Here is a 12,137-nt window from a genome sequence, read left to right on the forward strand (position 1 = left end):
CCCTTCCCGCGCGCCTCTAATCGTGTATCCGGATGAATCCGCTTGCTCAGCCTTTGATCGCCCCGACCGTCAGCCCCTTGACGAAAAAGCGCTGGAAAAACGGGAATACGAGCAGCATCGGCCCCGCCGACATGATGGCAATCGCGAACTTGGCCGACGTCTTCGGGAAGTTCGCCAGGTTGAAGTTGGCCATGACCGTCGCAAATTCGGGCCTTGAGGTAATAAAGTCGAGCGAGTTCATCGTCCGCACGAGCAGCAGCTGCAACGGAACCAGCTTCTCGTTGTCGATGAACAGCAGCGCGTTGAACCATTCGTTCCAATAGTTGAACATGATGAACAGTCCCAGCGTCGCGAGCGCCGGCTTGGACAGCGGCAGCACCAGCTGCACGAAGATCCGCCATTCCCGCGCACCCTCCACCTTGGCGGATTCGATGACCTCGAACGGAATTTTGGACATGAAGCCCTTCATGATCAGGACATAGAACGGGCTCAGCATCCCCGGTACGATAAGCGCCCAGATCGTATCCTTCAGGTGCAGGTACTGTGTCATCAGGATGTAGAACGGGACGAGCCCGCCGCCGAACAGCATCGTGAAGAACACGTAGAAGGAAGTCGGCCGCACCAGGCCGTAGTCTCTTCTCGACAGCGTGTAGCCCATGCTGGCCGTCAGAATCAGGCTGAGCACCGTGCCTACGACGCTGACGAAGATCGTCACGCCGTAGGCGCGCAAAATCGCATCCGGCGTCTTGAAGAAATATTCGTAAGCCGAAAAGGTGAATTTATCCGGTATCATGCGGAAGCCGTTGTGCAAAATCGAATTTTCATCCGTCAGCGACACGACGATGACGAGTGCCAGGGGCACGAGCATGCTGAGCGTGATCAGAATAAAGACAAGATGGATAATGACAGTGGACAACTTGAACTTCGATGTGGCGGTCACGGTGGAGCCCCCTTAAAACAAGGAATTTTCTTCGTTGATTTTGCGGACCGTATAGTTCGCGAGCACGACGAGCACGAGTCCGACGAACGATTGATAGAGGCCGACGGCGGAAGCCATGCTGACGTCTCCGAGCTCGCTCAGCGCCCGATAGATGTAGGTATCGATAATGTCCGTCGTGGCGTATATCATGCCGTTGTTGTTCGGGATGAAGTAGTGGAGGCCGAAGTCGCCGCGGAACATATTGCCGATGCTCATGATAAGCAGGATGATGATGAGCGGCGTCAGCTGCGGGATCGTGACGTTCGTAACCATCTGCCACCGCTTGGCTCCGTCGATCTTCGCCGCCTCGTACAGCTCCGCGTCGATGCCGAGAATGCCCGCAAAGTAGACGAGCGCCGAGAAGCCGAGCGCCTTCCATAGATGGACCGCATTCAAAATGTAAGGCCAAACGCTGGCTTTGAAGTACCACTGGACCCGTTCGAAGCCCATGCCCTCCAGCCAGCCGTTCAGGAAGCCGTTCTGGTGATCGAGAAATGCCATCGTGATGTAGCTGACGACGACCCAGGACAGGAAGAAAGGCAGGATCATCGCGGTCTGGTACAGCTTCAGCCATTTTTTGGCGACTTCATGAAGCAATATGGCGACCAGGAGGGAGCAGATGGTTGTCATAAACATGTAGCCCAGGTTGTACAGCACCGTATTCCTCGTGATCCGGTAGGCGTTGTCGCTCTCGAATAGAAAGCGGAAGTTTTTGAAGCCGACCCACTCGCTGCCCAGAATCCCCTTGTCGTACACGTAATTTTTGAAGGCAATAATTACGCCGAACATCGGGAGGTACGAGAGGACGAAGATGTAAATGATCGCGGGTAGCGAAAAAAGAAACAACTCGATATTTCGGTTCACGAATTTGAAAACTTTGCCGCGTTTCATATCGGCCGGTGTCCTCCTTGCTGCTTGGATTTGCGTCTTGCTCTGGCTCATGCCTTGACGATATCGCCGATCCGGGGCCGGGAAAAGTGAAGAAATCGTACTTTACTCTCCGCCGAAGTGCGCGATTTGCTTTTTTCTGCCCGATTCGGCGTGGACGGCGGGAAAACAAAAAAAGGCCGCGAAAGCGACGGGGAAATCTCGTCGTTCGCGGTCCTGTTATTGGCTGCCGTTTGCCCTGAGCCATGCATCCAGCTGCCTCTGCTTCTCCTGGACGATAATGCCGCTGCCCGCCTTGGCCAGCTTCTCCTCGTACTCCGGCAGGAATCGCACCGGATCGATCGTGCCCGTAGCCAGGGCGGGATAATACTCCTCGTTGACGGCCCGGACGTTGGCGATCTCCGTCTTGACCGGGTCCTCGTCGAACTCGAACCCCTCGAACGCGGATACGACCGCTTCCTCGTTCGCCCGTATCGTCTGCTCGATCTTACCGGGCGGAGACCCCTCCGGCAAATATTCGTTCCGAATGTCGCCGAACACCCAATCCGTGTTCGTCACGTAGCCGCCATCCGAATTCACCCGGATGAAGTTGCCGGCCGTTCTCGTATAATGCTTGCCCTCGATGCCGTACACGAGCAGGTTGTACAGCTCTTTGTCCGTATTGACGAGCGCCAGCAGCATGAGCGCCCGCTCGGGGTCGACCGACGTCCGGCCGATCGCATTCATCGAGCTGCCCGCGCCGACGAACGCCGACCCGGTCAGCGGTACCAGCTGCACGTCGTAGCCGCCGTCCCCGGCTTTGAACTCGACCTCCGAGCCCGGCTTGCCCGTAATATCGAACCATACCGCCGCGTTTCCTTTATTATAGGCGTCCGCCGCATCCTTGAGCGTAGCTGCGTCTTCATTAATATAGCCCTTCATATACCAGTCGTGCATGAGCGCGAAGTTCGTCCGCATCTCCGCCGTGACGTCCGGGAGCACTGTCGGCGTCGAGTCGTTCCGGTACACCGGCACATGCCAGTCGATCCCGTAGAGCAGGTTCGTATAGAAGCCTCGGGTTGTGCCGAAGGGGACGATCTCCCGCTCCCCCTCCTTGATCTGCTTCAGGAAGGGCTCGATGTCTTCGATTCGCTTGATCTTGGAAATGTCGAGCCTGTATTTTTCGATGAACCGCTGCTGAATGACGAGGCTCGGACGCATGGCGGAGATCTGATAGTTCGGGATCGCGTACAGCTGTCCGCCCAGCTTGCCGCCGTTCCAGTACTTCTCGTCCATGTTCGCGAGCAGCTGCCCGCCGTATTGGGCGAGCAGATCGTCGAGCGGGCGGAACACGCCTTTTTTGGCGTTCGTCGTCCAATTGAACAGCCAGTTGGACGTCCAGATGATATCCATCCGCTCGCCGGAGGCGACGATGGTGTTCAGCTTCTGCTCGTAATTGGCAAACTCGATCGGCCGCAGATCGACGGTCGCGTTCAGCTTGGACCGGGTAATCTCGTTGACTGCGTCGTTCACGAGCCGTTGGTCGGGATTGGCCTTGTACTGCGGGTAATACCATACGAGTTCGACCGGCGGCAGCTTGCCCCCGGCGGCTCCGGGCTCCGCTTCCCGCGGGGAGCCGGTTCCCGTGCAGCCGCTCAAGCTCACGGCGGACAGCGAGCAGACGATGATCGCCTGCGCCACCCGCTTCCAAGTTTCCCCTTTGATCGCCTTGTACAAGACCAATCGCCCCCCTCGCCACCGCTTTGTCCCCTGCCGTATATACGGTTTGTTCACTTATTTATAAATATAGCAATTCGGCCGCTCCGTTGAACATACAAAAGTACAATATGGCGTGCTTCGACGACAGGAACGGTCTGGTATGCTTGCTTCGAACGATCACGCGGCGCGCTGCGTTCAGCGCATGCCGCCGTCCACAAGGAGGATTCAACCATGCGATTCGATCCGCCGCCGCTGCGGACGGCAACTGTTAGTGCACGATTATCGAACCGTGTACTGCAAGGCGCCTTCTCCAGGCAGACGCCGGGCGGAGATGCGGCGTTCCGGGCAGATACGCTCACGGTGAGCCTGTGCTCGACCGCAGATCCCGAGGCGCTGGCGGTCTCCATCCGCAACGATAGCCCGAACACGCTGACGCTGCGCGAGATCCGTCTGGAGTGGCCCGCTTCTAGCTTGGGAGATAGACTCGATGCGCGGGAGTACGTCCAGCTTCACCACACGCGGGACTTCTCCGGACTGTCCGGCGTTCGCCCGGTTCATCGGCCGGTGGCCTGGTCCCCTCCGGCCGAACCCTCCGGCATGGTGAGCGTGCTCAGCCACCGCCGGACCGGCGCCGGCATCCTGCTGGGCGCGGTGCCGCCGTACGGCGATTGCTTCGTCAATATCACGATTCTGCATGAGCTGCCTCATCGCGACGGCAATATCGGGTACGGCTTCCATCTTCAGTCGCCCCGCACGATCGCTGCGCAGGAGGAGGTCGTCCTGGCGCATCTGGTCGTCCTGCATGGCCAGGGCGGCAACCAGCTGCTGACGCAATACGCGGAGCTGATCCGCAAGCGTCTGACCGATGCGGCATTCCGCCCCCGCGCCGACCGGGTCACGGGCTGGAACAGCTGGGACTACTACGCCGGCGCCGTCCGTGCCGAGGACATGCTCGCCAATGCGTCGGAGGCAAGGCAGCGATTCGGCGATACGATGCAGTACATCGTAATCGACGAAGGATACGAATGCCAGTGGGGCGTCTGGGAGGCCGGCTGGAAATTCCCGCAAGGGCTGGCGGCGTTCTGCGCGCAGGTCCGCTCCGAAGGCTACGAGCCCGGCATCTGGACGGCGCCGCTCATGGTCAGCGTCTATACCCCTTTGTTCCGCGACCATCCCGACTGGTTCGTCGGCGACGAGAAGGGCAATCCGTTCGCCGAAAACGCAGGGTACGGCGCCATGGTCCAGCTTGATATTACGCATCCGGACGTCGTGACGCACATACGAGAGACGTACGCGCGTTTGCGCGCAGCCGGATTTACGTATTTCAAATGCGACTTCGCCCAGCTGCTGCTCGGCGCTTCGACCTTCCATGATCACAGCATGTCGCATGCCGGCATGATCCGGCGGCTGTTCGGGATCATCCGGGAGGAGATCGGGGACGACGCCTATCTGCTTGCCTGCGGCGCCCCCTACGAAGCCGTCGTCGGCATCGCCGACGCTCACCGCACGACGGGCGACATTCACAACTATTGGAGCCATATTCGGCAGAACATCCGCTCCATGCAGGCGAGATGGTGGATGCACGGGGCGGTCGGCAACGTAGATCCCGACTCTCCCATCGTCCGCAGCCGCGAGACGACGGACGACCGGCAGCTCAACCGGCGCCTGGCCCACAACCCTTGGGGCTTGGGCGGGAATTGGGCGGCCGGCAGAGAGATGAACCTCGAGGAGGCCAAGACGCTGCTCCTCGCCTGCTATGCGAGCGGCGGCGATCTGCTCCTGGGGGACGCGCTCGCCAAGCTCAACGCCGCAGGCATCGAGCTGCTCGCCGGCCTGCTGCGGCAGCCTCCCGTTCGGCGCGGCGTCCCGCTGAATCTGTTCGAGCCGGACGGCGAAGACCTGCCGGTCGTCGCGGCAGAGAGCGGCGAGCCGGGCAGCGGACGCACGCTGCTCGTGCTGTTCAACCTCGGCGACGACTACCGGACGCAGAGGATTCCCGCAGCCTATCTCGCGCCGGACAACGCATGGACGGCATTCTGGACCGGCGAAGCCGTGCCGGCCCCGCCCTCCGGAGAGGCGGAGCTGGCGCCCAGAAGCGCGCTGGCCTGGTGGATCGAGCGCTGACGCCGAATCCGCTCTGTAGCTGTTCCTGGCAAGCTCATATTATGTAAAAGACGCATACGCCGTCCTTGAATCTCGGACAGCGTATGCGTCTTCGTCGTCAGGTCGCCGAATCGAGATTCAGCGGCGCCGGCTCCTCTTGCCGCTGCGCGTCGCCATCGCCGTATACGGCGCCCGCAATCGACAGTCCCTCCTCGCCTTCAAGCTCAGGCGCTGCGGCGGATGCCGCATACGAGAGCGAAGCATTCGTGTTGTACAGGACGAACTTGTCGAGCGTGTACTTGCCCGTGAACCGCTGCGCGGTGAACCGGAACAGCTCGAAGCCCTGCACGGCGTTGTTCGGATCCATGAACGGAATGTTCGTCACGCGGTAGACGCCTGTTGCGGCGTTCAGCGTGCCGCCCGTCGTGACCGTGCCGCCGTAGGTCTTGAGCGAATCGGCCTGCACGGTCAGCGTGTAGGTTTTGGCCGTGAAGTTGAAGTCGAAGCGAAGCGTCACCCATTCGTCGGCCGGCTGCTTGTAGACGTTGTAGTCCGTCAGGCGGACGAACGTCGGCGTCCCGTTCACCAGCTTCTGATAGCCGAGCCCGCCGTCGGAGAAGCCGACGAACTCGCCGAATACTTTGCCGTTGCCGGCCAGGTCGATCAGATAGTGGCCGACGTCGCTGTCGATCTTGGAGAACTTCACGCGCGTCTCCAGCGTGACCAATCCGCCGATGCTGCTCGTCGTGCGCTGCATGACCGGCGACGAAGCGTAGGCGTCCGAGGCCGGGTTGTAATTGTCGATCGCCTGCAGCCCCTTGCCGCCGAGATCACTCAGCGGCACGGCCTGCACCGACGTGCCGCCCGTCTTGGTGAACGTCCAGCCCGCGCCGTTCGATACTTCGCCGGTCGGCCACGTGTCGAACGAATCGTACACCATTTTGCCCGTCGTCGGCAGCGTCACGGTCAGCGCCGGTCCGTCTCCGGACTCGCCGCCTGCGGCGTTTTTCGCCTGCACGCGGAACGTATACGTCGCGCCCGGCGTCAGATCGGCCACGTCGAGCGTCGTGCCCGTCACAGTGCCTGCCGGCACGGCGGCCGACGAGCCTTCCGCTTTATACACCGTATACGAGGCAACCTGGCCCGAACCGGCCGTCGCAGGATCCCACGTCAGCCGGACCGCGTTCGTGAACGTCAGGTCCGCGGTCAGCGCGGCCGTGGAGCCCCAGGTCGGCGCGCCGGCCAGCGTCAAGGCCAGGCTCCGCGACTCGGCGGATGTCTTGTCGCTCTGATCGACGGCACGGATCGCGAACGTATACGCATTGCCGACCGTCAAGCTCGTCAGCGTCGCGGTATTCGTGCTCGCCGGCACCGTCGTCTTCAGCGTTCCGTTCTGGTAGATCGCGTAGCTCTTCACCGCCGGGTCGGACGAAGCGTCCCAGGCGAGCGTCGCCGAGGTGTTGGACTGCGACGCCAGCCGCAGCTTCGGCGCCGGCAGGCTCTCCTTGATCGAATCCGTCGGATAGACGGCCAGATGGTCGAACGAATACTTGCCCGTATAGCGCTGGGCGGAGAAGCGGAACATCTCGAAGCCGACGAGCGTCGCGCTCGTATTCAGGAACGGAATGCCGTCGACGCGATATACGCCGGAATCGCGATCCAGCTGGCCGCCGGGGACGAGAATGCCTTTGTAATCCCTCAGGCCATCCTCCTGTACGATCAGATTGTAGGTCTTCGCGTCAAAGTCGATGTCCCAGCGGATCGTCATCCATTGATCCTTCGGCTGCTTGTAGCCCTCCGCCAGACGGATGTTCGTCGAGACGCCGTTCACCATCTTCTGGAAGCCGATGCCGCCGTCCGAGAAGCCGACGAAGCCGGCGAAGATCTTGCCGTTGCCGCTCAGATCGATCAGATAGTTGCCGACGTCATGGTTCACCTTGGAGAACATCGTCCGCGTCTCGACGGTCAGCTTGCCGCCGGTATTCGAGATGGTCTTCCGCATGACCGGCGACGAGGCGTACTCGTCGGTGGACGGATAATAGTTGTCGATCCCGACCAGCGCCTTGCCGCCCTCCGGCAGCGCGACAGTCTGCACCGACGTGCCGCCGGTCCTGGTGAAGGACCAGCCGCTGATATCGGACACCTCGCCGCCGCCCACCCAGCTGTCGAACGTATCGTACACCGGCAGGACGACGGACGAAGGCAGCGTCGCGGTCACGTCCGGACCGTCGGTCGTGGCGTTGTTCTGATTATCCTTGGCCTCGACCTTGAACGTATAGGTGCCGCCCGCCTGCGGCACGGTCAAGTCGATCGTCGTGCCCTTCGCCGTGCCCACCGACAGCAGCGTCGAACCGCTCACGCGATAAATCTGATATTCGCTGACCTGGCCTGCGTTATCTACGGCCGGCGTCCAGGACAGACGGACCATTTTGTTGGACAGGAAGGAAGTATGCACAGCCGCGTTCTCGCCCCATACCGGCGGCGTCGTGTCCGTCATCAGAACCGTGAGCGGCGCCGAGCCGGGCGCCCTGAACGAGCGGTTGCCGCTCGTATCGACGGCCGTCACGCGGAACGTATACTCCTTGCCCGAGGACAGCCCCGTGATCGTAGCCGTGTTCGTGCCGAACGGAACCGTCAGCTTTTTGACGCCGTCCATCTCGATCTCGTATTCCTTGACGGCCGCATTGTCCGTGGACGGGTCCCAGCCAATGGTGATCTGGCCGTCCGCCTGGGATACTTCATGCACGTTGGCCGGCGCCGAAGGACGGATCTCGTCGCTGCCGACCTTGATGAGACCGATCCAGTCCAGATTCACGCCGCCGCGGGAGTGATACATCGTCAGGTCGACGATTCCGGCGGACAGCTGCACGCCCGTCTTGACGCGAAGCCCGCGCCACTGCTCGGCCGTCGAGCCGAAGCTCTCGGTTTTCGGCAGCTTGAAGTATTTGATGTCGCCGCCGAGCGTGAGGTACCGCACCGAATTCGTATCCGCCTCTTCCGCGAGATCCCAGCCTCCCACGTACTTCAGCACGAGGTCGTACGTACCCGTCTCCGGCACGTTCAGCTTCCACTTGAGCGAGACGCCGAACTGATCCCAGTTGCTCACGCCTTTGCCGTTCGATAGAAACGGGCGGGTGTCGTACACGGTCGGCTGCTTGGTGCCGTTCCACTGCGTGAACGACTCGGCCTCCTGCCATTCGATGCCGAGCGTCTGCCGCGTCTGATCCGGGTCCTGGTACTGCTCGGTCTGCAGCGGTGCGCCCGATCCGAGGTTTTTCAGCTTCAGCACGCCGGTGGCGCCCTTCAGCAGGACGGAAGCATTGGCGTCGATCAGGCCGCTCGCGATCTTGCCGTACTTCTGGAACGAGAAGCCTGCCGGCGCTTCCAGCACTTCATAGAAGCCCTGTGCGTTGGACAGCTGTCCCCAGGCGACGGTGTCGCCGTTCACATCGCGGTATGCCTGCAGCGTGACCGAGCCTGCGACGCCGTCGATCTCGGTCTGCAGCGTGACCGCCGCGAGCGGGCCCGGCATCGGAGCGGCGTTCAGCTTGAACGCGCGTTGGCCCTTCTCGACGTGCATCGTCAGCTTGTTGCTCGCGAACGACCATTGCACCCCGCGATTGTTCATGCCGTCGGCTACCGTGCCGCCCGACGGAATCGCATTGCCGGTGTCCGCATCGCGTACCGCCGTCAGCCCTGTCGCGGCCAGCGTCACCTGGACGTCCGCCTGCGAGGACACGGACAGCGCGTCGCCGCCGTAAGCGATCGTCGACGCAGCATCGCTCTCGATCAGTGTCACGCCGTTTTTGACGAGCTTGGTGCCCGCCACGAGCAGCGCCGAATCGCCCTTGACCGCTGCGGCCGCGCCGTCGAACTTCACGCCGTCCGTGCCGGTGTCGATCAGACCGCTGTCCGTCTTGCGGACGTATACCGTCGTGCCGTCCGGGAATGCGAGCTTCATATAGCTCGCGTATTCGGTCGGCGTCGCATTCACGGGAGCTTCGCCGCGTCTGTACGGCGCGAGCGTCGCGATCATCTTGGCCTGACTCTCGCGAGGCGTGATGAAGGCCGCATGAATCTGCGACTTGCCGGCGAAGTTCCCCGTCGGCGGATAGGAGATTCCGTCCGGTCCGAGATACTGCGTCTCGTAGGTCGTGCGGTAGCTCTGCGCCTCCTGGCCGTAGAACTTCACCTTCAGGTTGGCGTCGCCCTTGGCGATCGTCGCGCCGGCGCCGCTCTGATCGAGGACCAGATTGTCGTCGGCATGCAGGTTCCATTCGAATTCGGAGCCGCCGTCCTTCGTCGTCGCCAGATCGTCGATGACGACATAGACGTCCGGACGCACATAGATGATGTGGCGCACGGCCTTGGACAAGCCGCCCTGGTAAGCTTGCGTTGCGTCGCCGCTCGTCGCGTCGAAGTCCGGACTCGTCACGAAGCCAAGCACTTTGCCGTCAGCCGAGATGTTGTCGTTGGCTTGACCTTTGCGTCCGTCAAACGTAATCGCGTTGGCGGAGAAGGTGTTGCGGGTGAAGTTGCTATGATGCTTGCTGCCGTAGAAATCGTAGTAGCCGGCCTTGACGGCCAGGGACTCGCCGAAGGCGTTCAGCACGAAGCTGTTCTGATCGGACATCGTATGATTGTAGGTACCGTACGGGCTCGAACGGAAGTACAGTGACGTGCGGTCCGTCTCGTACAGCTCCGAATGCATGGCCACGGCGCCGGTATCCGGGAACCAGATGCCCTTCGGCAGGTCGACCGGCGGCTGGCTGCCTACGTCGTCGGCCCGGTAGAAATAATCCGTGAGGCCGGTCGACTTGGCGCCGATCGCCTCCGCCTCCCACTTCAGCCGCGAGTCGTCGTAGATGTCGGCCATGCGCGTCAGCAGGCTGACGCTCGGCGCACCCGGCGTATACTGCGAGTCGTCCCCGAACACGCCGGTCGGACTGCCGTGCGGGAACATGTACAGCGGGTACAGACCCTCGTTGCGCGAGAACGCTTTTTTGTACAAATCGATCGCACCCGAGCTGAGCAGCACGTCCATCAGCTCCTTGTTGGAGCCGGACGACCACTGCCAGTACCCGGTGCCCTGCGACCACGAGCCGTCCTCCCCGCCCCACGGCGGCAGCACATTGATGAACAGCGGCACGGACAGCTTGTACCAATTCGTGGCTTCCGGCATGTCGTTCAGCATCGCGGTGGCGATGATGCCGATGTAGCCGACGATCGTCCAGCCGTGAGAGTCGTACGGGAATTTGTAGAAATTTTGTCCGGCTGCGCTGCTGTCCAGGTATTTTTGAACCAGCGTATCCGTCCGGGTCTTGATCATGGCGCGGAGCGCCGTCTTGTCGTTATCCGACAGCAGCGGATACAGCCAGTCGTACGCGATCGCCGAACGGTAGGCGATGGCGCGATGCACCTGATCGTGTATCCGGTAGCTTGTCGCCCCGTCCGGATCCCACGTCGCAAGGTTGAGCAGCAGCGTCTTGGCGCGGGCGCCGTACGTGCTGTTGCCGGTCACGAGATAGAGGAACGAGGCGTTCATCATATCGTTCAGCGCCGTTTCGGCATAACTTTTGAGCACGCCTTGCGCAGTGACATAAGCATCGCTGTTCGTCGGCACCTCATTGTTCATGTAAGGGAAGGTCGGATCGGCCGGCGGCTGGCTTCGTTTGGACAAGCCGTCGTTGTAGGCCGCCACCGTCTGATCGAATACGGTCTTGGAGTTGCCCGTCAGCCGCAGATTGCGGAAGGCGGTCAGCTCGGCCGGCGTCGTCCACACGCGCGGATGCGCCGTGGAGACGTTGCTCATGAGCGTGTCGACCGAAGGGACGGGGAAGGCCACATTGTCCTGGTCGATGCGGAACTTGCGCGTCGTGCTCCACCCGGACCAGGTGCCGTCCGTCTTGTGGTAGCGCACATGCCAATACCAGGTCCCGGTATCGAAGGTGGCGGGAAAGTTGTAAAAGTTGTACGGGATCGCATTGTTCGTATGCGCGACAGATGAAAACGATAAGTCACGGCTGACCTGAAGCTCGTATTTGTCCGCTCCGCTCACGAACGGCCAGCTGAAATCCGGGGGATTCTGCGTGGTGACGAGCGCATCCGCGGGCCTGAACGGCATGTTCGTGCCGCCCAGCACGCTGGCGGGCCAGTCCGCGTCTGCGGCTGCGGCTCTCGGCACCGCGCTTCCCGGCCAGGCGCCAAGCAGTCCCAGCAGCAGCGTCAATGCCAATACGCTTGCGATTTGCTTTTTCCATTTTCCGTATATCGTCACTTCAGTTCATTCCCTTCGTCCATTTTTGGCAAGCGCCTGCTATTGGCGTAAAATTCGCCGGATCGACAAATGTGCCGATGCCGGTCGCGCACAAACCTCTCACGTTCTCGTCCGGCCTTGCCGTTCATCGGCGTCCGGCGGCTCCGTTCGTTCGATCCCCTCCCCGGCACTGCCAATCTGTCCATGCTCTAT

5 protein-coding genes are annotated in these 12,137 nt (G+C 61.5%); 1 reads left to right on the forward strand and 4 read right to left on the reverse strand.

The annotated features are described in order from the left end of the window. Positions 1-46: 46 nt before the first annotated feature. From VQ071_RS12805 to VQ071_RS12815, 3 genes are all read right to left on the reverse strand, one after another. Positions 47-940, reverse strand: coding sequence for a carbohydrate ABC transporter permease (locus tag VQ071_RS12805; RefSeq protein ID WP_340514397.1), 894 nt, complete (start codon positions 938-940; stop codon positions 47-49). 12 nt (positions 941-952) lie between these two features. Next, positions 953-1,870 (reverse strand): ABC transporter permease, encoded by a 918-nt coding sequence (locus VQ071_RS12810; RefSeq protein WP_340514398.1) that lies wholly within the window; start codon positions 1,868-1,870, stop codon positions 953-955. Between the two features lie 216 nt (positions 1,871-2,086). Further along, positions 2,087-3,583, reverse strand: a complete 1,497-nt coding sequence (locus VQ071_RS12815; protein ID WP_340514399.1) for an ABC transporter substrate-binding protein — start codon at positions 3,581-3,583, stop codon at positions 2,087-2,089. A 213-nt stretch (positions 3,584-3,796) separates the two neighbouring features. On the opposite strand from VQ071_RS12815, the gene VQ071_RS12820 reads away from it, so the two are divergent. Next, on the forward strand, positions 3,797-5,689 hold the full coding sequence (locus VQ071_RS12820; RefSeq protein WP_340514400.1) for a glycoside hydrolase family 36 protein: 1,893 nt from the start codon (positions 3,797-3,799) through the stop codon (positions 5,687-5,689). A gap of 97 nt (positions 5,690-5,786) precedes the next feature. On the opposite strand, the gene VQ071_RS12825 is transcribed toward VQ071_RS12820, so the two are convergent. Beyond that, positions 5,787-11,945 carry a DUF4962 domain-containing protein gene (locus VQ071_RS12825; RefSeq protein ID WP_340514401.1) on the reverse strand — a complete coding sequence of 2,053 codons (6,159 nt, stop codon included), beginning with the start codon at positions 11,943-11,945 and terminating at the stop codon, positions 5,787-5,789. Between the last annotated feature and the right edge of the window lie 192 nt (positions 11,946-12,137).

The organism is Cohnella sp. 56 (assembly GCF_037963805.1).
In the GTDB taxonomy this organism is placed as follows: Bacteria; Bacillota; Bacilli; order Paenibacillales; family Paenibacillaceae; genus Cohnella.